Raw genomic sequence first — 21,434 nt, 5'->3', positions numbered from 1 at the left:
GGGCCGGTGCGTCAGCCCGTCGCAGGGTGGGCATACGGCCCGGTGTCGGTACACAGTGCGGGTGACCTGAGACCGAACCTACGCGACGGGCATACGACGCACCGACCCACGCCCCCTCCCGCCGGTGAGCAAGTGCGGGTGGGTGACTGGCGGGGGCGTGGTGGCTTGCGTTGCGGTTCCGGGGGCGCCCCTTTAGGGGCGCGGGGAACTGCGCGACCAGCCACGACGGACCCGCACTCGCCCATGCACCTGAACCCACCACCCCCATGGGCGCCCCGCTCGACCGCTGAGGACTAGGGTCAGATCATGTTCGCTGCATACGCTGCACGTATTGATCGGGATCAGCCGTTGAACGGGCTGGAGTTGGGGGAGCGGCCCGCTCCCGAGGCCCGGGACGGCTGGACGACCGTGAAGGTCAAGGCTGCTTCGCTGAACCATCATGACTTGTGGTCGTTGCGGGGCGTGGGTCTCGCGGAGGACCGGTTGCCGATGATTCTGGGATGCGATGCTGCCGGGGTCGACGAGGACGGCAACGAGGTTGTGCTGCACTCCGTGATCGGGCAGACGGGGCACGGTGTCGGGCCGAAGGAACCGCGTTCCATCCTCACCGAGCGGTACCAGGGGACGTTCGCGGAACAGGTTTCGGTGCCTGTCTGGAACGTACTGCCGAAGCCGAAGGAGCTCTCCTTCGAGGAGGCCGCCTGTCTGCCCACCGCCTGGCTGACGGCGTACCGCATGCTCTTCACCAACGCCGGCGTACGCCCCGGTGACTCGGTACTCGTGCAGGGTGCCGGGGGCGGTGTGGCCACCGCCGCGATCGTGCTGGGGAAGGCGGCCGGGCTGCGGGTCTTCGCCACCAGCCGTGACGAGGCGAAGCGCAAGCGGGCCGTGGACCTGGGTGCCGTGGAGGCGGTGGAGTCCGGTGCGCGGCTGCCGCAGCGCGTGGACGCTGTCATCGAGACCGTCGGTGCCGCCACCTGGTCCCACTCCGTCAAGTCCCTCAAGCCCGGCGGCACCGTGGTCATTTCGGGTGCCACGAGCGGCGACCGGCCTTCGCATGCCGAACTGACCCGGATCTTCTTCCTCGAGCTCAAGGTCGTCGGCTCCACGATGGGCACGAAGGACGAGCTCGAGGACCTGCTGTCCTTCTGCGCCGCCACCGGTGTACGTCCCGTCATCGATGAAGTTCTGCCGCTGGATCGTGCCCGTGAGGGCTTTGAGCGGATGGAGTCGGGCGGGCAGTTCGGGAAGATCGTTCTCACGGCCTCCTGACAGGCCTGCCTCGCGCCCGTTTCCCGCACGCCCCTTGATGTCAACTGTGGTTGACATCAAGGGGTGTGTCAACGTATGTTGACGCCATGACCGAAGCAACGGATCTCGCCGAGCGTGCCGGCGACCGCGATCCCCGAGTCGGGCTGCGGGCCGTCTCCGCGTTGCGGCGGCTGCTGGAGCAGCTCGAAGCGGTGCAGGTGCGCAGTGCGCGCAATCAGGGTTGGTCGTGGCAGGAGATCGCCGCGGAACTGGGTGTCACCAGGCAGGCCGTCCACAAGAAGTACGGGAGGCAGTGATGTTCGAACGGTTCACCAAGGACGCCCGCGCGGTGGTGCTGGGCGCGGTCGACCACTCAGAGCGGATGGGTGCGGAGACGGTCGAGGAGCAGCACATGCTGCTCGCCCTGCTCGACCGCGAGGCCAGCCGCGCGTCGTTCGCCCTGGCCTCCCTGGGACTTGACCGTAAGAAGGAGTCGGTGAGGGAAGCCCTTGCCGAGGCTCGGCGCCGGGGTGGGCTGTCGCGCGCCGACGCGGACGCCCTGTCCGGTCTCGGCGTCGATCTCTCGGAGATCGTCTCCAGGGTCGAGGAGGCCCACGGCGTGGGCGCGTTGGGGGCCGACGGGAAGAACAAGGGGCGCGGCAAGGGGTGGTGGTCCGGGTTCGTCGGCGGGCATCGTCCCTTCACTCGCGGAGCCAAGGATCTTCTTACCGAGTCCCTGCGCATGGCGACCGCTCACCAGGACCGGCACATCGGTGACGAGCACCTTCTGCTCGCCCTCACTGCCCGGCCCGGTGTGCCCGCGGAAGTGCTGGCCGACCACGGGGTGACGCACGCGTCGCTGAGGCGCGTGCTTTACGGCGCGGGAGAGGCGAAGGCGGGCTGAGGCGAGGCGGGCTGGGGCGGAGGTGGGCTGGGTGCGGGATGTCCGGAGTTCTCCGGGCACCCCGCACCCAGGGTGCCCCGCTCAGCCCTTGGGCGTTCGCAACATCGCCCCTATGTGCGCCGCCGCCGTCGACAAATGGCGGCGGCACTCCCGCAGTTGGTCCTCCGTCACCCCGTTGTCGCGGGCCGCGTCGCGGATGTCGTCGCGGAAGCGGTCCAGGAGGCGGTCGAGGTCGCGGGCGGGCTCGCCGGTCGAGTCGTCGTGCGCCCAGGCGGGTTCGTAGTCGGCGGGGAAGTCCTCGGGTGTGACCGTGTAGTCGGGCTCCGGTGTCTCCGGGCGGCCGAAGCCGAACCCCTTGCCGAAGTCCCCGAACTCCTTGGCGAGTTCGGTGAGGCCCTCCCGTACGCCCGTCGGCCAGTCGCCCCGCGCGAAGTGGTTCTGCACCTGGTCCTGGACGCGTTTGGCGGCGCGCTGGAGTTCCTGGGCTTGGGCCCGCGCCCTCTCCTGCGCCTCCTTGGCCTGGCGGCGCGCCCGCTGGGCCTCCTCGCGGGCCCGTCGGCTCTCGTCCTTCGCGCGCCGGGCCTGCTCCTTCCACTCCTGCTTGACGCGGCGCATCTCCTCCTTCGCGGCGCGCCACGCCTCCTTGTCCCCGTACTCGGTGGAGTCCTCGTAGGCGGCCTCGTGTTCCCCCCGCCACCCCTTGCCGCCGCCCCCCGTGGGCCTCCGGCGCGCCTCGCTCGCCGCCGCCCGCATCTCGCGGCGCAGGTCACCCGCCGCGCCCCGCACATCGGCCTGGATCTCGGCGGCGAGCTCCGCGACCGACTCGCGGATCTCCAGCTCCAGGTCGGCCAGCTCACCGCTGCGGTCGGCCAGTTCGGCGCGGCCCGCATCCGTGATCGCGTACACCTTGCGGCCGCCCTCGGTGGTGTGGGTGACCAGGCCCTCGGCCTCCAGCTTGGCCAGCCGGGGGTACACCGTGCCGGCCGAGGGCGCGTACAGGCCCTGGAAGCGCTCCTCCAGGAGCCGGATCACCTCGTACCCGTGGCGCGGGGCTTCGTCGAGCAGCTTCAGCAGGTAGAGCCGCAGTCGTCCGTGGGCAAAGACGGGAGGCATGTCAGAGCCCCTTCTTGTCGGTCGGGCTGTCGGAGGCGGGGCTGTCGGGTGAGCCGCCCGGGGAGTCTTCTGGCTCGGCGTCCCATGGTTCGTCCTCCGCTGGAGGCCTCCGCAGCAACGCGATCGAGCCCGAGACCGTCGTCGCCTTCAACTTTCCGGTGCCCGAGCCCAGGCGGCCGGTGATCTTGTGGGCGCCCCACTGGCCGCTGACCCGGAGGTCGTCGAAGGCGTTGGAGACGGTGCCGCTCGCGGTGTTGGCCTCGACCTCCGCGTCCACGGGGTGCGGCAGCCGGATGGCGATCTCACCCGAGACGTTGTTCAGCCTGACGTCGGTGGGACTGTCCGGGCCGAGGTCGACGATCATCGAGCCGCTCACCGAGTCGGCGCGCACGGCGGAGCCCGAGCCCTCGACGACGGTGAGGTCGCCGGAGACGGAATTGAAACGCAGGTCGCCGGTCACTGCCTGGGCGTCCAGGTTCCCCGAGACCGTGTCGGCGCGTACGGGGCCGGAGAGACGGACGAGTGTCGTGTCTCCCGTGACGCCCTTCACCACCGTCGGGCCGTCCATCCCGGAGACCACGGCGGTGGCGCCGACCACGCCCACCTCCACGCGCGTACGCGCCGGAACCGCCAACGAGACCACCGCGCGGCGGCGCCAGCCCTTGCGGTCGAGCCACTGGAGGAAGCCCTTCCACGGCAGGTCCTCGTACGCCACCGCCAGCGTGCCGTCCTTGTGGGTCACCGTGAGGGGCGGCCCCTCTATCTCGGTCACCTCGAGGCGGGTGGAACCCTCGTCCACCCCCACGACGTTCACCGTTCCGTTGACGATTCGCACATGGAGCGCCGTCACGGGCTCGTCGAACGTGAGCTTCCGGGGCTCTGCGACGGACCACTCAGACATGGTGCTGACCTCCTCGACGCGAACGGCGTGCTGCGGAACGACGGGGCAGAGAGCGCGACCATCGACAGTCGCGCCATATCGCGTCATCCGCTATTCACGATATATCGCGGTCACGGAAAGTCAAGACACCTGTTCTGGTGATCGGCCCTGGCGGAGCGCCAACCTGTCGGAGCGCCTACTCGTCGTCCTCGTCGTCGTCCAGCCGTGCCAACCAGGTCGCCAGCCGCTCCACCGGCACCTCGAAGTCCGGATTGAGATCGACGAACGTACGGAACTGCTCGGCGAGCCACTCGAAGGTGACCTCCTCCTCGCCGCGCCGTTTCTCCAGTTCTTCGATGCCACGGTCGGTGAAGTACACGGGTGCTCTCCTGATGCGTGTTCGCTTGACACTGCACAGCGTACGTAGTCGGGAATCGGTGGCTGATGACCGAACCCGCCCGTACCCCGCGAGCGAGGTGCACAATGACTGCACGTAAGTCCGCGGGCGCCGACAGTATCCGGAGCTCCGGGAGTTGGCCTGTCGCATGGGGGAGCGATGGAAGCGAGGATCCAGGAGATCGTGCTGCCGGGAGGCCCGGCGATGCTTGCCCGGGTCAGTGTCGTCAAACCGGAGGAGCTTCCGCGGGACGACAGTGACGAGGGCGATGCCGATTACGAGGACGTCGGAGCGCTCGACCACCTCGCGGCCCGTGTCGACCGGCTCAACGAACTCGTCAGTGGTGTCGGTGCCGCCGTCCTTCATGCGGCCCGTGCGGTGGCCCCTCACGAGGTGAGCGCCACCTTTGGTGTCGAGCTGGCGGCGAAGCCGGGCAAAGCCGTCGCGGTGCTCGCGGACGGCGAGGCCAAAGCGGCGATCTCGGTGACGCTCACGTGGGACCTGGACGGCGAGTCCGGCAGCTCTGGCGACCCCGGAGGCGCCGCGGCACCATGACCGAGGCCATGCTGGACACGCTGACGCGCCGTGCCACGGTGTGGCTCGGGCCCGACGACGCCTCCGGCACGCAGTGGGGCAGTGGTTTCTTCGTGGCGCCCGAGTGGGTGCTGAGCTGTGTTCACGTGCTCCCCCGGGACCTGAGCCCCGAGGACATCGACATGGTCAGGGTCTTCGGTGCGGAGATCGATGCGCGGGCACGTCTCGCCTACTGGCTGGGCAAGGGCCCCACCACGGAGAAAGACCTGCTCCTGCTGCGGATGGCCGAGGGTGCCCGGTCCCGGTACTGCGTGCGGCTCACCGACCGCATCGACATGCCCGACCGAGTCACCGCGTACGGCTACTGCGTGACCCGCAAGGGTGCCGCGCCCGACGAGTGGCGTGGCGACTGCGGGGCCGACGGCACCATCGGCGCGTACGGACTGACGCTCGGCGGTGCCAAGATCCGTCCCGGTGTCTCCGGGGGCCCCGCGCTGGACCGTGACCGTGGTGTGGTGGCCGGTGTGGTCAAGGCGAGGGCGAAGGAGGGTGGCGGCGGGCTCGTCATCGCGGCGACCGCGCTGCGCGGCTTCGAGGCGGCGGTACCGGTGGGCGCCGAGGGCGGCCTGGGCGCCGACCCGTATCGGGCACTGATCCGCGCGCACGACAGATGGCATCAGGAGAACACGTCCTGGGTGGACGCCCAGCAAAAGGTGTGCGCCGGTGGCGAGAGGAAGTGGACGCCCCGGGACAGCGTCGCCGCTTCCGCCCTGCTCGCCGAACTCCCGCCACCACCCGCCCCGGCGGAGCTGGACTCGGTGATCGGGCGAGTTCTGGGGGTGAGAGATCCCATGTGGCCGGGTACCGTGCGGCCGGTCGACTGGCGGGACGGGCTCGGCTGGCTGTACGAGAACGCCGAGGGCGAGGACTACGCCTTCCTGCACTACCTCTCACGGGTCTCGGAGAAGTGCGCGGAGCAGCGTCCGGTCCAGGCCGAGGAACTGCGGCGCTGGGTGAAGCAGCGAGCGGAAAAGCTGCCTGACTACTACCAGGCGACGCTGCCCGGGGTGCGGCCGTACACACCGGCGCGGAAGCCTGTCCGGGACATCGACGACGGACCTGTCGTGGCCGTCGAACTGCGCCCCGACCGGTACGCCACGGACCGCTTCATCTGGCGGATCTGGACCTGGCGGAGCGGCACGGACACCGGAAAACCGGGCCCGGAGGGTGACCCGGACGCGGGGGAGCCGCTGACGACCCTGCGGTCCACCCTGTGCGAGCACCTGCGAGAGGCGTTCCGGCACCTGGACACCGCGCAGCGGCGAGCACGCCTCGAAGTCATCCTGCCGGTCGAGCACTTCGACCTGGGCGTGCACTTGTGGCAGCCCGACGCCCGCAGCAGCAGACCGCAGCCCGAGGACCGGCTGTTCGGAGTCCACCGGCAGGTCGTGCTGCGCTGTCCCAAGCGCGACGACGAGCACGTCGATGCCTGGCGGCGGCGCTGGCGCAACGCGGTCGACGAGGGTCTTGAAACGCTGCCGCTGACCGGATCCCCGTATGAGGAAGCGACCGTGGACGGCGCAGGCGACCGTGCCGTGCCCGTGTTGTGCCGGTCGGCATCCGAGAGCACCGAACTGCTGCGGAAACTGATCGGCGCCGGATACGGCCTCGCCATATGGAACCGTCAGGCACGGCACGCCTACGGCTGCCAGCCGGACTGCAGCAAGCTGCACAGCCAGGCCGAGGAGCTCCTGCGAGACATCGGCAAGGGCGCTGACCTGCCGGAGGAACTGCGCATGTTGCGCGAGCGCATCAGCGACAACGACACCGAAGCCTTCTGGGCCGACCCGCTGGCCCTGATGTACGACGACCCGCGCCGCCCCGTTCCCCGGCGCTCCCGCCGCCTCAGCTCACCCTCCTGACCGACCGCCCACACGGAGGCCACCGTGACCACTGCCACCGACTGGTTCGTGTACCGGGGGACCGGCGTGCCCCACGACGGCATCACCGGGCTCCCGGCGCCGCCGCCCTGGCGCGCCTTCGACGGTGGTCCCGTCCTCCCCGGCCCGCCGCCCCTGGGTACCGAGTCGACCCGGCGGCTCGGCACGCCGAACGGCCTGTTCTGGCGTCCCGAGGAGCTGGAACTGATCAACGCGGCTCTGTATCTGCGCCGCCCCCTCCTCGTCACCGGCGACCCCGGCTCGGGAAAGTCCACCCTGGCCCATGCCCTCGCCCATGAGCTGAACCTCGGCCGGGTGCTGCGCTGGCCCATTGTCAGCCGCACCACCCTGCGCGAGGGCCTGTACGCGTACGACGCCATCGCCCGGCTCCAGGACACGCAACTGGCCCGGCAGGGCGGCGTGGACCACACCGGCGACATCGGCCGGTATCTGCGACTCGGCCCGCTGGGCACCGCACTCCTGCCGTACGTACGCCCGCGGGTCCTGCTCGTCGACGAACTCGACAAGAGCGACATCGACCTTCCGAACGACCTCCTGAACGCCCTGGAGGAGGGGGAGTTCGGGATTCCCGAGCTGGAGAGGATCGCCGGAACCCAGGAGCACGTGCCCGTACTGACGGACGACGGTGAGCGGGCCGTCGTCGAGCGCGGCCGCGTCCGCTGCCGGGCGTTTCCCATCGTGGTCATGACCAGCAACGGGGAACGTGACTTCCCTGCTCCGCTGTTGCGCCGATGCCTGCGTCTGGACCTGCCGTCGCCGAAGGACGACGAGTGGGGTGCCGAGCGGCTCGGTGCGATGGTGCGCGCTCACTTCGGCCCGGCGGACAACACCGGCAACGACGCCCTCATCCGGCAGTTCCTCGAATCCAGCCCCGGCTCACTGCGCGCCGCCGACCAACTCCTCAACGCCGTCTACCTCACCCAGGAGGCGGTTCGTGAGAGCGAACCGGACCGGCAGCGCCTCGCCGAGCTGCTGATGCGGCCCCTCGACCATGGCGAGCACGGACCGCACCGATGACCTCCCGGCCCTCGCCCGTCCCCGGCCCGCTCGCCGAACTCGCCGAGCGGATCGGGGCGTTGGCCGAGGGCGCCGAGCCGACCGCACGAGAGCTCGCGGAGGCGTTGTGGCTCGCCAGGCATGTGGCACCGGTCGATGCGGCTTCGATTGGGGCGCCCGCGCCCGACCCGGAGGTACGGCCCGAGGACCGGCGCACGCTTCCGGCAGTCGAACGTCCCACCCCCGCCCCTGATCCGCGACGTCCAGCGGCTCAGCAGCCGACAGTCACCCGCCTCTACCCGGACCCGCCCGGCATCGGCGCTCCGCCCGCCGGCACGGGCGGGCACACGAACGACTTCGTACGATTCCGCGCGCCCGCCGCGTCCGCCCTTCCTCACTCCCTGGCCCTCCAGCGCGTCCTGCGCCCGCTCCAGCGCTACCACCCGCCGGTCCGTACTCCCGCCCGCCACCTTGACGAGCAGGCCACCGCCGAGCGCGCAGCCGAGACCGGCCTGCTGCTCCCTGTGCTGCGTACGACTGCCCGGCGCACCGCCAGGCTCCAGCTCCTGATGGACGTCTCCAGCTCGACAAACGTATGGGACACCACACTTGGTGAGCTGCGACAGATCTTCGCGAGCCTGGGTGCCTTCCGCGAAGTTCTCGTTCGATACGTCCACGAAGGCCCCGGCGACACGCTCCTGGCCGGCCCCGGCCGCTCCACCGCTGACCGTCCACGGAGCCCCGTCGAACAGCTGCGCGACCCGACCGGACGCCAGATCACCCTCCTGCTCAGCGACTGCGCCGGACCTCTGTGGCAGGACGGCCGCCTGCAGCGCATGCTGCACCGATGGGCGCCCACCGCACCCCTGGGCGTAGTGCAACCGCTTCCGCAGCGCCTGTGGCACGAGACGCACCTCCCGGCCCTCCCCGGCACGCTGCGGCGACGGGAAGGCCTGGGCGCGCACTTGGAGTTCACGCCGATGGAGGGCGACACCCCACGGGGTGCACTGCCCATTCCCGTACTCGGGCCCACCACGGGCGGGCTCGGCGCGTGGGCCCGGCTGCTGTCCGGCCGCACGGGTTTCTCCGTGCCCGCGGCGGCGGCCTGGGTCATGCAGGACCACCAGGCATGCGCTCCCGAGCCCGTCGGGCCGGTCCCCGAACCCGCCGACCACCTGGTGGAGGACTTCCGCCTCACCGCGTCTCATCCCGCCCAGCAACTGCTCCGAGCCCTGTCCGCCGTCCCGCTCACCCTGCCCGTGATGCAGCTCGTCCAGCGTGCCGTGGTGCCGTCGACCGGGCCGTCCGTGCTGGCCGAGGTGATGCTCGGTGGACTGCTGCGGCGAGGGGCTGACGACGGGTGGTACGAGTTCCAGCCCGGTGTGCGTGAGGAGTTGCTTCGAACCCTCCCCGTGGGCGACGCCCTGATGATCCTCCGGCGCTGCGGGGAGTACGTGGAGAGGCATTTCGGGCGCCGGGCGCGGAACTTTCCCGCGCTCGCGCTCGAGCGGCTCACGGCGGGCGCCGAGGAAGTGGCGGACAGCGAAGTCCCGAGCGAGCTGCGGCCGTTCGCCGAGGTGTCGCGGTTGGTTGTGCAGCGGTACGCGGACAGTGGTGGCGTCACGATGTCCCGGGCGCCGGCGGCTCCCGTAACGACCGTCCTGTACGCCGGATTCGACCGGCCTTGGGCGATGTGGGTCGGGTACCTGCTGGAGACGTACGGGCACGAGGTGGGGTTCTTTCGACTGCACACCGGCATGACGTCGCTGGAAGAGCTGCTGCGGAGCGTACTGGAGGAAGTGGACGGGGTGGTGCTGGTCGTCAGCGACCGGTTCTACGATCTGGCGTTCAGGAGCTGGGACGAGCCACTTCTGTCCCTGGCGGACTTGGCCGCCGAGCACGCCGACCGGATCGCGGCTGTCACCGCCGGCAGCGGACTCTCGGGCCGGGGGCCCGACCTGTTCGACCCGGTCGACCTGGGCGACGCCGATGAGCCAGAGGCTGTTCGGCGGCTGCTGGGCAGGCTGGGCATCGCGCCGGACGCACCACGCATCGAACTCGACCGGGTCGCCCCCCGCTTTCCCGGCGCGCTTTCGGGAATTCGGGACGGGGTCCCGCGACGCAACCCCCGGTTCACAGGGCGAGACGAACTCCTGGAGCAGGTGAATGAGGCTCTGCTGAGCCGTCCTGATGAGGCGGTCACGCTGACCGGGGCGGCAGGAGTGGGTAAGACCCAGTTGGCCATCGAATACGTGCACCGGTACAGGGACGAGTACGACACCGTTGTGTGGGTCGGGCCAGGTGACCGGCCGAGTCTTGGCGTGATTGCGGATCGGGCGCCGTGGAGCGAGGCCCCGCTGCGGAAGCTCGTCGTCTGCGATGGCTGGAACGACCCGCAGGGCACTCCAGAGCTTCCCTGGAGGAGTGATCGAGTACTGCTTACCTCGCGGATCGACACATGGCCCGAGGGCGTGCACGTCGTGCCGGTGCCTCCCCTCGGCGAGGAAGGGGCTCTGGGCGCGGCAACGGAGCCGCCGGGAGCGGATCTCGTGCGCCGCAGCGTGGTCCGTATCGACGTGCTGGACGGCAGCGACCTCGTGAACTCGGGCAGCGGCTTCTTCGTCGCTCCTGGACTCGTGATGACGTGTGCCGATGTGGTGTTTCCGCCGGCGAGCGGGCGTGCGGGGCAGCGCATCCTCCATGCCTCCTTTGAGATCACCACGGCCGACGGACGGAGGTTCCGTGCGACGGGGGCGCACGCGATGAGCGGCCTGGCTGTGGTGAGTGTGCCGGCGTTCGACGAGGAGTGCGTGTGGCTTTCCGACGCATCGATCCCTCTCCCCGGAGAGGTGCGGCTGTACGCTTTCGCCGCTCTGTCCGAAAAGTCCCGCTTCGGGGAAATCATCGTACAGAGCGAGGTCGTGGGGCTGGACGGATCCAGCCTGCGCCTGGGAGCGGCCAGGGAGATACCGCGAGGATTCTCCGGTGGCCCTCTGGTCGACCACCGGGAAGGCGCCGTCGTCGGCGTGGTTCAGACTCGCTCCCGGGACCGCGACGGTGTGCTGGCCGTGCCGACGACGGCCCTGCACCCCGAGGCCGGCCAGGGCGACACGACCGATCCGTTCTGGAACCAGCTCATCACCGCCCACGACCGGTACCACCGGGAGCGGGGCGGGCGTGGGCTCAGCTGGCCCGGTGCACAGATGGAGTTGTTCTCGAACTCCTGGCAGGAGTTGGAGTTGTTCTCGAACTCCTGGCAGGAGCGTGACTTCCATCCGTTCCTGCGAGCGGAACTGTACGGAATCCTCGCGGAGCTGGAGCCGCCGCGGGGTCCGGAAGAGGTGCTGGGACTTCTGAACAGAGGAAAGGCCGCCGTCCGGTTCAGCCCGTACGCCCCGCACAGCTGGCGGGAGGGAGCGGGTCTGGCGCGACGTGAACGGGGTGGCCTGGCAGCCGTGGTGATGTACGCGGCGAGGGTCTGGGCAGCGCTCAGCGCCCCCGGCCGGAGCAGGCGTACGGGATCCCTCACCGAGTTGCGCGCCTGGGTCGAGGGCCAGGCGAACCTGGGCGATCCGCTGCTCAGGGCGGCGGTCGCCGAGGTGTTCGCGGGGGTGCCGGCGGCTTCCGGGCACGACGTGAGTCCTGCTTCCGTCCTCCTCGAAGTTACGTCCCGTGCCTGGACCCGCCACTGTGAGTGGCGATTGTTCCTGAAGGGGGACGACGGTTACGAACTTCTGTATGAAGACGAGGGAGTAACCGCGGACGGACTACCGAAGAGCCTCCGTTCCCCGCTCGTCCGGGCTTTCCAAATGGTCGACCGGCCTGAGTGGGCGGCGACACTTGAGTGCTCGCTGCCCAGGGAACTGCTTGATCTCGAGGTGGAGAAGTGGCGTCTGATGCCGTACACGCGGCCTCTGGGACATCCGGTCCTGGGAGTCCAACGGAACGTCGTAATCCGTTGCGGCGACCGTCCACGTGACCAGCGCGTTCTGGAGGAGTGGTGGAACAGATGGGAGGGCGTCAGCCGCGGACGCGTCGTGGGCATGCCCCTGGGCATGCGGACCCAACGGAGGGAGCTGACCGTGGCGCCCTTCACCACGGTGCCCATCACCTGTCGGCACACGGGGTATCTGCACGCCGCCCTGACCGCCGGATACCCGGTCGTGCTCTGGACCCGTGAGCCGAATCACGACAACTGCCCGCGGTTCTACGACTGGGCGGAGACGTTGCTGGGCAGAGTGGCGACCGCGGAGGAGCTTCCGGGCCAGGTACGGAAGCTGCGTCAGCTCGCGTACGAGTCGACCGAGCCCGAGTTCGCCTTCGCCGACCACGTGGCGCTGCTCTACGACCCTCCGGACGGAGGTCCGGAGCCGCTGATCTTGGACGCACCGTAAACCGCATCGCCCTTCGAAACGCAGCGAGGCCCGGACCGAGTCGCAAGTACTCGGTCCGGGCCCTCCGCTGCCGTGCCGTGAGGCCTAGGCCTCGAACACCTCCCGGACCAACTGCTCCTGCTCCTGCTCATGCCGCTTCTTCGAGCCGACCGCCGGCGACGAGCCGTGCGGGCGGGAGATGCGGCGCAGGCGCTCGCCGTGCGGGATGTCCGCGCCGACCGCCAGGTCCAGGTGGTCGATCAGGTTGAGGGCGATGAAGGGCCATGCGCCCTGGTTCGCAGGCTCCTCCTGGGCCCACAGGTACTTCTCCGCGTTCGGGTACTTGGAGATCTGCGCCTGGAGCTCGGCACCCGGCAGCGGGTACAGGCGCTCGATGCGGATGATCGCCGTGTCCGTCACGCCGAGCTTCTTCCGCTCGGCGTCCAGCTCGTAGTAGAGCTTGCCCGCGCAGAAGACGACCTTGCGGACCGCCGCCGGGTCCACCGACTCGTCGCCGATGACCGGGCGGAAGCCACCCGTCGTGAACTCCTCCACCTTGGAGGCCGCGGCCTTGAGGCGGAGCATCCACTTCGGCGTGAAGACCACCAGCGGCTTGTGGTGCGGGTTGTGGACCTGCCAGCGCAGCAGGTGGAAGTAGTTCGACGGCAGGGTCGGCATCGCGACCGTCATGTTGTTCTGCGCGCACATCTGCAGGAAGCGCTCGGGGCGTGCGGACGAGTGGTCCGGGCCCTGGCCCTCGTAGCCGTGCGGAAGCAGGAGCGTGACGCCGGACGTCTGGCCCCACTTCTGCTCGGCCGAGGAGATGAACTCGTCCACCACCGTCTGGGCGCCGTTGACGAAGTCGCCGAACTGCGCCTCCCACATGACCAGCGCCTCGGAGCGGGCCAGCGAGTAGCCGTACTCGAAGCCCATGCACGCGTACTCGGAGAGCAGCGAGTCATAGACGTTGTAGCGGGCCTGGTCGTCGGAGAGGTACTGCAGCGGGGTGTAGTCCTCGCCGGTCTCCTGGTCGACGAGGACCGCGTGCCGCTGGCCGAACGTGCCGCGGCGGGTGTCCTGGCCGGAGAGCCGGACCGGGACGCCCTCCATCAGCAGCGAGCCGATGGCGAGGGTCTCTCCCATGCCCCAGTCGATCGTGCCGTCCTCCACCGAGGAGGCACGGCGCGTCATCTGCGGCATCAGGCGCGGGTGCACCTTGATCCGGTCCGGGATGTTGACCTGCGACTCGGCGATCCGCTTGACGACCTCCTGCGACACCGCGGTGGTCACGGTCTCGGGGAAGCCCGCCTGCGGGTCCGTGGCCTGGTGCTCACCCGGATGCGAAACAGCCTCGCGGACTTCCGTGAAGACCTTCTCGAGCTGGCCCTGGTAGTCCTGCAGCGCCTGCTCGGCCTCTTCGAGCGTGATGTCGCCACGGCCGATGAGGGACTCGGTGTAGAGCTTGCGCACCGAGCGCTTCTTGTCGATCAGGCTGTACATCTGCGGGTTGGTGAACTGCGGGTTGTCGCCCTCGTTGTGACCGCGGCGGCGGTAGCAGATGAGGTCGATCACGACGTCCTTGTTGAACGCCTGCCGGAACTCGAAGGCGAGCCGCGCGACGCGGACACAGGCCTCGGGGTCGTCGCCGTTCACGTGGAAGATCGGCGCCTCGATCATCCGGGCGACGTCGGTGGAGTACATCGACGAACGCGAGGCCTCGGGTGCGGCGGTGAAGCCGACCTGGTTGTTGATGACCACGTGCACGGTGCCGCCGGTGCGGTAGCCGCGCAGCTGCGACATGTTCAGCGTCTCGGCCACCACGCCCTGGCCCGCGAAGGCCGCGTCGCCGTGCAGGGCGACCGGCAGGACCGTGAAGTCCGTGCCGCCCTTGCCGATGATGTCCTGCTTGGCGCGCGCGACGCCCTCCAGGACCGGGTCGACGGCCTCGAGGTGCGAGGGGTTCGCGACCAGGCTGACCTTGATCTGCTCGCCGTCGAGACCGGTGAAGGTGCCCTCGGCGCCCAGGTGGTACTTCACGTCACCGGAGCCGTGCATCGACTTCGGGTCGAGGTTGCCCTCGAACTCGCGGAAGATCTGGGCGTACGACTTGCCGACGATGTTGGCGAGAACGTTCAGGCGGCCGCGGTGGGCCATGCCGATGACGACCTCGTCCAGGCGCGACTCGGCGGCCGAGTCGAGCACCGCGTCGAGCAGCGGGATGACGGACTCGCCGCCCTCCAGGGAGAAGCGCTTCTGGCCGACGTACTTCGTCTGCAGGAAGGTCTCGAAGGCCTCCGCGGCGTTCAGCCGGCGCAGGATGCGCAGCTGCTCCTCGCGCTCCGGCTTGCCACGCGGGCGCTCGATGCGGTCCTGCAGCCACTTGCGCTGCTTCGGGTCCTGGATGTGCATGAACTCGACGCCGGTGGTGCGGCAGTACGACTCGCGCAGCACACCGAGGATGTCGCGCAGCTTCATCATCGACTTGCCGGCGAAGCCGCCGACCGCGAACTCGCGCTCCAGGTCCCACAGGGTGAGCCCGTGCTCGGTGATGTCCAGGTCGGGGTGCTTGCGCTGGCGGTACTCCAGCGGGTCGGTGTCGGCCATGACGTGGCCGCGGACCCGGTAGGAGTGGATCAGCTCGAAGACGCGGGCGGCCTTCGTGACGTCGTCGTCGTGCGAGGCGTCGATGTCCTTGAGCCAGCGGACCGGCTCGTACGGGATGCGCAGGGCCTCGAAGATCTCGTCGTAGAAGCCGTTCTCACCGAGGAGGAGGTTCGCGACGATCCGCAGGAACTCGCCGGAGGCGGCGCCCTGGATGACCCGGTGGTCGTACGTCGACGTCAGGGTCATGACCTTGGAGATGCCCAGCTTGTTGAGCGTGTCCTGGGACGTGCCCTGGAACTCCGCCGGGTAGTCCATCGAGCCGACGCCCATGATGACCGACTGGCCGGGCATCAGGCGGGGCACGGAGTGGACGGTGCCGAGGCCGCCGGGGTTGGTCAGCGAGACCGTGACGCCGGAGAAGTCGTCCATCGTCAGCTTGCCGTCGCGGGCGCGGCGGACGATGTCCTCGTAGGCCTGCCAGAACTCGAAGAAGTTCAGCGTCTCGGCCTTCTTGATGCCGGCGACGACGAGCTGGCGGTCGCCGTTGGGCTTCACCAGGTCGATGGCGAGGCCGAAGTTGACGTGCTCCGGCTTGACCAGCGTCGGCTTGCCGTCCTTCTCGGCGTAGTGGTAGTTCATCGACGGCATGGCCTTGAGGGCCTGCACCATCGCGTAGCCGATGAGGTGGGTGAAGGAGATCTTCCCGCCCCGGGCGCGCTTGAGATGGTTGTTGATGACGATGCGGTTGTCGAACAGCAGCTTCACCGGGACCGCGCGCACGGACGTGGCCGTGGGCAGCTCCAGGGAGGCGTTCATGTTCTTCGCGACGGCGGCGGCGGGGCCGCGCAGCGGTACGAACTCCGGTCCTGCCGGTGCCTCGGCCGCGGGAGCGGCCTTCGCTGCGGCCGGCTTCGCTGCGGCGGGCTTGGCCGGAGCCGGAGCCTGGGCCTGGGCCTGGGCCGGGGCGGCGGCCGCGGGCTTCGGCGCCGCGGGGGCGGCCGGAGCCTGAGCCGGAGCGGCCTGGGCCTGACCGTCGGCCCGACCGTCGGAGGAGGCCGGAGCCGCGGGTGCCGCGGGCGCGGCCGGAGCCGTCGTGGTGGTTCCTGCGGCCCCCGCGGCCGCAGTACGCGACGTGGCCGAGGCGGCGACGCCGCCTGGCTTGTAGTCGGCGAAGAAGTCCCACCAGGCTCGGTCTACCGAATTCGGGTCCTGGAGGTACTGCTGATAGATCTCGTCGACGAGCCACTCATTCGGACCGAACGCGGCGGCGGGGTTCTTCCCGGCCTTCCCGGCTTGGTCGTCGGTGGAGATGCTCGAGTTACTGGGGGACTGTGGCGACACGGCGGCAACCGCCCTCTTCCGCTTCACAAGGTGATGGACAGCGGGAATTAAGGCTACGCCTCCATGGCCGGTGGGTGCAGGCCGGGCCGGTTGATCGTCGCGTAAGTCACATCGAATAGCGTGTTTCGCCGCTGGAAATGGCGGGAAACAAGCCTGGTTCCCATGCGGACGCAGGCGGATCTTGGGACTCCGGTTCCAACCCTACGTCAACCTGTCGCGGAGGCAGCCCCGGAAGGGCGACCTGGATTCGGCAACCGCGCGAGGATTCGGCCACCCCGATCCGACCGCCGTGCAGATCGACCGCCCAGCGCGCGATGGCGAGCCCCAGGCCCGTACCGCCGTCGTCGCCCGGGCCGTGCGGTGCGGCGACCCCGCCCCGGTTGAAACGCTCGAACACCCGGTGCCACTCCGACTGCGGAATGCCGGGGCCCTCGTCCAGGACCTCCAGATCGAGCGACTCCGGATAGTCACCGCGCCGGGCCCTCACCGTCACGCGGCCGTGCGGAGGGCTGTGCTTGACGGCGTTGTCGATGAGGTTGGCGACGACCTGGTGGATCCGCTCCGGGTCCGCGTGCGCGGTCAGCTCGGGCGGCGACACGTCCAGGTGCAGATGTACGTCCGTACGCGTGTGGGTGCCGGAGCCCGAAGGGATGCCCGCACGCGCGGAGACCACCATGTTGGCCTCCTTCAGGACGCCCGACAGGTACGGCCACACCTCGAAACGGCGCTTGCGCAGCGGTACGACGCCGTTGTCGAGGCGGGACAGGTCGAGCAGCGTCTCGACCAGGCGCCCGAGGCGCTCCGTCTGCTTCAGGGCCGTACGCATCGTCTCGGGATCGGCGGCGGAGACACCGTCCACGACGTTCTCCAGGACCGCGCGCAGGCCGGCGATCGGTGTGCGCAGCTCGTGCGAGACGTTCGCGACCAGTTCCTTGCGCTGACGGTCCTGGGCCTCCAGGTCGTCGGCCATGCGGTTGATCGTCTGGGCCAGGTCGCCCAGCTCGTCGCGGCGGTCGGCGCCCTTGACCCGGCGCGTGTAGTCGCCGTGCGAGATGGCCCGGGCCACGGTGTTCATCTCGTCCAGGGGGGATGTCAGCGAGTGCGCCACGAACTGTGTGATCAGCAGCGTCGCGATCATCGAGAAGACCGTGATGAAGCGCAGCTCGGTCTCCGTGCGCACCGCGATCATCATCAGCAAGGTGGTGATGAAGACCGAGACGACGACCAGTGTGCCGAGCTTCGTCTTGATCGAGAAGGGGCGTACGCCCTCCCAGAAGCCCGCGCTCCAGCCGCCCGCGCTCTTGCGCTTCCCGTCGGCACCGCTCATGACATCAGCCCCTCTGGAGGTTCAGCTCTTGTCAGCCCCGCCCGTCCCCTTGAGGAGTGTGCCCGGTCCCGCTGGGGAAGTAGCCCGGTTCCACTCAGGGAGTGGGGGTCTCCAGCGCATAGCCGACGCCGTGCACCGTACGGATCCGCTCGGCGCCGATCTTCCGGCGCAGGGCCTTGATGTGGCTGTCCACGGTCCGCGTACCGGAGGCGTCCGCCCAGTCCCACACCTCGGCGAGCAGCTGCTCACGCGAGAGCACCGCGCGCGGCGTGTTGGCCAGGCACACCAGCAGATCGAACTCGGTGGGCGTCAGATGGACGTCCTCGCTGCGCACCCGCACCCGCCGCTGCGCGTGGTCGATCTCCAGCTCACCAAGCCGCAGGATGCCGCTGCGTGGTGTCGATGCGGCCACCACCGCCCGCTCCACCCGGCGCAGCAGCACGTGTACGCGCGCCGCCAGCTCCCGCATGGAGAAAGGCTTCGTCATGTAGTCGTCGGCGCCCACGCCGAGCCCGACCAGCATGTCCGTCTCGTCGTCGCGTGCGGTGAGCATCAGCACCGGCACCGGACGCTGCGCCTGCACCCGGCGACAGACCTCCAGGCCGTCGAAGCCCGGCAGCATGATGTCGAGGATCAGCAGGTCGGGTTGCCAGGCCTCGGCCGTATCGACGGCGGCCGGACCGTCGCCCGCGGTTTGCACGAGGAATCCCTCTGCGCGCAGGCGGGCCGCGATGGCGTCGACGATCGTCGGGTCGTCCTCGACCACCAGCACCCGACGCTGCGCGCCAGGCGTCGCCGCCGTGCCGTTTTGGGATGTGTGGGTCTGCTCCATCGCCCGCCCCTGAGTGTGCTTCCGGAATCCGTGGGGGTGATTCCATGACTGCGCTTGACGCTTGAATGATCCGCGTCAGGTCAGCAGAGTACGGGCAGTTACCGCCGCTCGGCTATCCAGGCCTGACCGCGAGATGCACGACGTCCGGAACGCCCCGGGCAACCGGGATCTCTTCGGTACGCACCTGCCGGAACCCGGCATTCCCCAAGGTTCCTTCGAAATCAGACGAGGGCTGGGCCGACCACACGGCCAGTACCCCACCGGGCCTCAACAACCTTGCACACGCGGCGAGTCCGGCCTCCGAGTAAAGGCTTTCGTTGCCTTCCGTCACGGTCCATCCGGGCCCGTTGTCGATGTCCAGGCACAGTGCGTCGTACGTGGCGGATGTCTCATTGACGTAGGCGACCAGATCGTCTTCGACGATCTCCGTCCGCGGATCCGCGAGTGCCCTCGCCGACATCTCCGACAGCGGCCCCTCCAGGTGCCAGTCGATGACCGCCCGCTCCCGCTCGACGACCGCGATACGCCCCCACCGCGGATCGGCGGCCGCATGCGCGAGCGAGAACCCGACGCCAAGACCGCCGATCAGCACGCTCGGCTCCGGGCGCCCGTCCAGGGCGTCACGAGCGGCGTCGACGAGCAGCCGCTCCGAGCGCCCGTCCGATGTGTCCATCAGAAAGCACCCGTTGGCGATGATCTGCAGCAGTTCGCCGTGCCGGCGCAGCACGACTTCGCCGTACGGGCCGTTGCGGCGGTCGATGACAAGGGGGGCTTGGGTGTCGTACGCGGCGGTCATGGGGCCATTTTGGCAAGTCCCGGCCGTCCAGTCCGGTCCGATCCGGTTGCTGTGGATCGGGTCGTGCGTGGCGTCGGTCATAGACAGCGGCGTACGGGGCGCCAAGGGTGGGCGGGAAGGAGGGAGCGCCTCATGGTGGACCGGATCGGGGAGGCCGAGCCGCCGCCGCAGCGCGAGTCCGCGGCCTCCGTAGCGGTCTCCCGGGCGACGAAGACCACGACGCCCGCACTTCGCCGGACGCCCTTCACCTTCACGTACACGGCGGTTCTGCTGATCACCTCCGCCGTCACCGAGTACGCGGACCCCGCGCTCGTGCACACGCTGCACCAGGGGTCCAGTACGGATGTCGCGCACCTCGTGACGAGCCCGGTGCTGGTGCTGTTCGCCAGTGCGCTGTGGGTCGTGGGCGGGATCATGTCCCCGTACGCGATCGGGGTCCCGCTCGTGCTCGCCGCGCTGGAGTGCCGTATCGGCGGATGGCGCACGGCGGGGGTCTTCCTGCTCGGGCACGTCGTGGCGACCCTGGCCACCGAAGTCCCCGTCGGCCTCTCCGTGTTGGCGGGCCACCTCCCCGACAGTTCGCTCCACCGCCTCGACTACGGCATCAGCTTCGGCGTCGCCACGAGTGTCGGCGCCCTGGCCGGCCTCCTCAGCCCGTGGCTGCGCTGGCCGCTGCTCGTCACCTTCGGCGGGATGCTGGTGAGCGACCTGATCGCGTTCAGGGATCCGATGACTAACTGGGGGCACGTGATAGCCCTGGCGATCGGGGTGGCTACGTGGCCGGTGCTCAGGGGCGCGCGGCGGGCGCGTACGACTTGATGTGGCGTAGGAGGGCGGCGAGTTGGGGGCGGTGCGTGTGGAGTACGACGGTGGGGGTGTCGCTTTCGCGGAGGGCGAGGGTGGGGTGGGTTCGGGCGAGTTCGACGCAGTTCGTGCCGTCGCCCGACCCTGAGTAGGACGACTTCTGCCAACCGAGCTCGACGCAACTTGTGCCGTCGCCGGACCCTGAGTAGGACGACTTCTGCCAGACGATCTGAGACATGTCTCCGCCTCTAGTTGCTCTGCGCCACGGAGCGGATGAACTCCCGTGACTCCTTCACGGGGAGCGCGGCCTTGGTGATGCGCTCCAACAGCACACGGTAGTTCGACAGTTGGATGGGCGCATCGAGGAACTCCGAGACGGTCGCCGTGTCGAGCTGCACGGTGTCGAGCAGGGCTACGGGGCCCGACGCGTACGTCACGTTGAGTCCTGGCACTGGAAATCCGCCCGCGCTGAACGGGATGACGCGCACGGTTACGTTCCGGCGGCGCGACGCCTCGATCAGCTCCTCCAGTTGCTTGCGCATCACGTCCGGGCCGCCGAACTGGAGCCGTAGCGCGGCCTCGTGGATGACGAAGGTGCAGGGCGGCGGGTCGTCCCGGTCCAGGATGTCGCGGCGCTTCATGCGGTGCGAGAGCCGTCGTCGCAGCTCTGGCGCGGGCCAGGCGGGAACCGTCTCGGCAATGACGGCACGGGCGTACTCCTCGGTCTGGAGAAGTCCAGGTACGTGCATCGCGACAAAGAAGCGCAGGTTCGTCGCGTAGTACTCCAGCTCGGCGAGATCGAGCCCACCGGTCGCGATGAGGCCTCGGTATTCCTCCCACCAGCCGCGGTGGCGTTCGGCGCCCATGTCCGCGAGCGCCTCGACATACGGGGTGTCGGGGCAGGAGTAGAGCGAGGCGAGGGTGCGTACGCGCTCGGCGCTCACGCCGAAGCGGGCCAGCTCCATGTTGGTGACGTGCGAGCGGTTCGTGCCGAGGCGGTTGGCGGCCTCCTGGATGGTGAGCCCGGCGTTCTCGCGCATGCGCCGCAGCTCGTTGCCGAGCCGCCGCTGTCGTTGGGTGATGAAGGTCCGAGAGGCCATGGCTGCCCTTCTGAAGGTCGACGTACGTCCGCTGTGATCACCCGATCGGGTCCATTACCTGCTAGTGATGCCGTTTGGGTGGCACTAGTTAGGTGCGTGGTCCTACGGTGAGTAGCGAACCGGTCACAGATTACCGGTCAACTTCCATGTGACCTGGGAGAGTTACCGTGGACGAACGCATGCCCGAACCGCCCCCCGAGTGGGAGTACACCCTCCAGGTC

General features: G+C 69.4%; 17 protein-coding genes. 8 read left to right on the top strand and 9 right to left on the bottom strand.

The window, feature by feature from the left end:
- Window positions 1–306 precede the first annotated feature (306 nt).
- The 3 genes from G5C60_RS37985 (at window position 307) to G5C60_RS37975 (ending at window position 2,155) form a co-directional block, all read left to right on the top strand.
- Complete coding sequence (locus G5C60_RS37985; RefSeq protein ID WP_165266474.1) at window positions 307–1,272, top strand: zinc-binding dehydrogenase; 966 nt, start codon at window positions 307–309, stop codon at window positions 1,270–1,272.
- A gap of 86 nt (window positions 1,273–1,358) precedes the next feature.
- Window positions 1,359–1,568 carry an HTH domain-containing protein gene (locus tag G5C60_RS37980; protein WP_081219377.1) on the top strand — a complete coding sequence of 70 codons (210 nt, stop codon included), beginning with the start codon at window positions 1,359–1,361 and terminating at the stop codon, window positions 1,566–1,568.
- Window positions 1,568–2,155, top strand: coding sequence for a Clp protease N-terminal domain-containing protein (locus G5C60_RS37975; RefSeq protein WP_165266472.1), 588 nt, complete (start codon window positions 1,568–1,570; stop codon window positions 2,153–2,155). Before G5C60_RS37980 ends, G5C60_RS37975 begins: the two co-directional genes overlap by 1 nt.
- A gap of 81 nt (window positions 2,156–2,236) precedes the next feature.
- On the opposite strand, the gene G5C60_RS37970 is transcribed toward G5C60_RS37975, so the two are convergent.
- The 3 genes from G5C60_RS37970 to G5C60_RS37960 all read right to left on the bottom strand — a co-directional run bounded on the left by G5C60_RS37970 (window position 2,237) and on the right by G5C60_RS37960 (window position 4,527).
- Entirely contained in the window at window positions 2,237–3,268 is a 1,032-nt protein-coding gene (locus G5C60_RS37970) for a PadR family transcriptional regulator (protein WP_165266470.1), read from the bottom strand.
- A 1-nt stretch (window position 3,269) separates the two neighbouring features.
- Window positions 3,270–4,169 carry a DUF4097 family beta strand repeat-containing protein gene (locus G5C60_RS37965; RefSeq protein ID WP_165266468.1) on the bottom strand — a complete coding sequence of 300 codons (900 nt, stop codon included), beginning with the start codon at window positions 4,167–4,169 and terminating at the stop codon, window positions 3,270–3,272.
- 175 nt (window positions 4,170–4,344) lie between these two features.
- Window positions 4,345–4,527 (bottom strand): DUF6104 family protein, encoded by a 183-nt coding sequence (locus G5C60_RS37960; RefSeq protein WP_033320086.1) that lies wholly within the window; start codon window positions 4,525–4,527, stop codon window positions 4,345–4,347.
- Window positions 4,528–4,704: 177 nt separating this feature from the next.
- On the opposite strand from G5C60_RS37960, the gene G5C60_RS37955 reads away from it, so the two are divergent.
- From G5C60_RS37955 to G5C60_RS37940, 4 genes are read left to right on the top strand one after another with little or no spacing between them, the layout of a single operon-like run.
- Window positions 4,705–5,100, top strand: a complete 396-nt coding sequence (locus G5C60_RS37955) for a CU044_2847 family protein (RefSeq protein ID WP_165266466.1) — start codon at window positions 4,705–4,707, stop codon at window positions 5,098–5,100.
- Window positions 5,097–7,001, top strand: coding sequence for a VMAP-C domain-containing protein (locus G5C60_RS37950; RefSeq protein WP_165266464.1), 1,905 nt, complete (start codon window positions 5,097–5,099; stop codon window positions 6,999–7,001). The genes G5C60_RS37955 and G5C60_RS37950 overlap by 4 nt, the downstream gene beginning before the upstream one ends.
- Before the next feature lie 24 nt (window positions 7,002–7,025).
- A complete protein-coding gene (locus G5C60_RS37945) occupies window positions 7,026–8,057 on the top strand; it encodes an AAA family ATPase (RefSeq protein WP_165266461.1) in 1,032 nt (343 codons plus the stop codon).
- Window positions 8,054–12,430 (top strand): SAV_2336 N-terminal domain-related protein, encoded by a 4,377-nt coding sequence (locus G5C60_RS37940; RefSeq protein ID WP_165266459.1) that lies wholly within the window; start codon window positions 8,054–8,056, stop codon window positions 12,428–12,430. Before G5C60_RS37945 ends, G5C60_RS37940 begins: the two co-directional genes overlap by 4 nt.
- A gap of 84 nt (window positions 12,431–12,514) precedes the next feature.
- Here the strand turns inward: G5C60_RS37940 and G5C60_RS37935 are convergent, their stop codons facing one another.
- The 4 genes from G5C60_RS37935 to G5C60_RS37920 form a co-directional block, all read right to left on the bottom strand.
- Window positions 12,515–16,354 carry a multifunctional oxoglutarate decarboxylase/oxoglutarate dehydrogenase thiamine pyrophosphate-binding subunit/dihydrolipoyllysine-residue succinyltransferase subunit gene (locus G5C60_RS37935; protein ID WP_165266457.1) on the bottom strand — a complete coding sequence of 1,280 codons (3,840 nt, stop codon included), beginning with the start codon at window positions 16,352–16,354 and terminating at the stop codon, window positions 12,515–12,517.
- A gap of 106 nt (window positions 16,355–16,460) precedes the next feature.
- Entirely contained in the window at window positions 16,461–17,681 is a 1,221-nt protein-coding gene (locus G5C60_RS37930; RefSeq protein WP_241267369.1) for a HAMP domain-containing sensor histidine kinase, read from the bottom strand.
- 94 nt (window positions 17,682–17,775) lie between these two features.
- The gene (locus G5C60_RS37925) at window positions 17,776–18,513 is read right to left on the bottom strand and encodes a response regulator transcription factor (RefSeq protein ID WP_028802127.1); all 738 of its coding nucleotides are present in this window, start codon (window positions 18,511–18,513) and stop codon (window positions 17,776–17,778) included.
- Window positions 18,514–18,625: 112 nt separating this feature from the next.
- Entirely contained in the window at window positions 18,626–19,309 is a 684-nt protein-coding gene (locus G5C60_RS37920) for a spermine/spermidine synthase domain-containing protein (protein WP_165266476.1), read from the bottom strand.
- Window positions 19,310–19,441: 132 nt separating this feature from the next.
- Between G5C60_RS37920 and G5C60_RS37915 the strand changes: the two genes are divergently transcribed.
- Window positions 19,442–20,128: a rhomboid-like protein gene (locus G5C60_RS37915; protein WP_241267368.1), complete on the top strand. Its 687-nt coding sequence runs from the start codon at window positions 19,442–19,444 to the stop codon at window positions 20,126–20,128.
- Here the strand turns inward: G5C60_RS37915 and G5C60_RS37910 are convergent.
- Window positions 20,097–20,351 carry a DUF397 domain-containing protein gene (locus tag G5C60_RS37910; RefSeq protein ID WP_165266455.1) on the bottom strand — a complete coding sequence of 85 codons (255 nt, stop codon included), beginning with the start codon at window positions 20,349–20,351 and terminating at the stop codon, window positions 20,097–20,099. The two genes, G5C60_RS37915 and G5C60_RS37910, sit on opposite strands and share 32 nt — an antisense overlap.
- Before the next feature lie 10 nt (window positions 20,352–20,361).
- Window positions 20,362–21,213 carry a Scr1 family TA system antitoxin-like transcriptional regulator gene (locus G5C60_RS37905; protein ID WP_165266453.1) on the bottom strand — a complete coding sequence of 284 codons (852 nt, stop codon included), beginning with the start codon at window positions 21,211–21,213 and terminating at the stop codon, window positions 20,362–20,364.
- Window positions 21,214–21,434: the final 221 nt, after the last annotated feature.

Source organism: Streptomyces scabichelini (assembly GCF_011045015.1).
In the GTDB taxonomy this organism is placed as follows: domain Bacteria; phylum Actinomycetota; class Actinomycetes; order Streptomycetales; family Streptomycetaceae; genus Streptomyces; species Streptomyces scabichelini.
Note: the sequence above shows the minus strand (reverse complement) of the source record. Positions and strands in the feature narration are given on the sequence as shown.

Bases quoted from the DNA above. Each gene is read 5' to 3' on its own strand.
- G5C60_RS37985 (WP_165266474.1), top strand. From the start codon at position 307: ATGTTCGCTGCATACGCTGCACGTATTGATCGGGATCAGCCGTTGAAC.
- G5C60_RS37980 (WP_081219377.1), top strand. From the start codon at position 1,359: ATGACCGAAGCAACGGATCTCGCCGAGCGTGCCGGCGACCGCGATCCC.
- G5C60_RS37975 (WP_165266472.1), top strand. From the start codon at position 1,568: ATGTTCGAACGGTTCACCAAGGACGCCCGCGCGGTGGTGCTGGGCGCG.
- G5C60_RS37970 (WP_165266470.1), bottom strand. From the start codon at position 3,268: ATGCCTCCCGTCTTTGCCCACGGACGACTGCGGCTCTACCTGCTGAAG.
- G5C60_RS37965 (WP_165266468.1), bottom strand. From the start codon at position 4,169: ATGTCTGAGTGGTCCGTCGCAGAGCCCCGGAAGCTCACGTTCGACGAG.
- G5C60_RS37955 (WP_165266466.1), top strand. From the start codon at position 4,705: ATGGAAGCGAGGATCCAGGAGATCGTGCTGCCGGGAGGCCCGGCGATG.
- G5C60_RS37950 (WP_165266464.1), top strand. From the start codon at position 5,097: ATGACCGAGGCCATGCTGGACACGCTGACGCGCCGTGCCACGGTGTGG.
- G5C60_RS37940 (WP_165266459.1), top strand. From the start codon at position 8,054: ATGACCTCCCGGCCCTCGCCCGTCCCCGGCCCGCTCGCCGAACTCGCC.
- G5C60_RS37930 (WP_241267369.1), bottom strand. From the start codon at position 17,681: ATGAGCGGTGCCGACGGGAAGCGCAAGAGCGCGGGCGGCTGGAGCGCG.
- G5C60_RS37925 (WP_028802127.1), bottom strand. From the start codon at position 18,513: ATGGAGCAGACCCACACATCCCAAAACGGCACGGCGGCGACGCCTGGC.
- G5C60_RS37920 (WP_165266476.1), bottom strand. From the start codon at position 19,309: ATGACCGCCGCGTACGACACCCAAGCCCCCCTTGTCATCGACCGCCGC.
- G5C60_RS37915 (WP_241267368.1), top strand. From the start codon at position 19,442: ATGGTGGACCGGATCGGGGAGGCCGAGCCGCCGCCGCAGCGCGAGTCC.
- G5C60_RS37910 (WP_165266455.1), bottom strand. From the start codon at position 20,351: ATGTCTCAGATCGTCTGGCAGAAGTCGTCCTACTCAGGGTCCGGCGAC.
- G5C60_RS37905 (WP_165266453.1), bottom strand. From the start codon at position 21,213: ATGGCCTCTCGGACCTTCATCACCCAACGACAGCGGCGGCTCGGCAAC.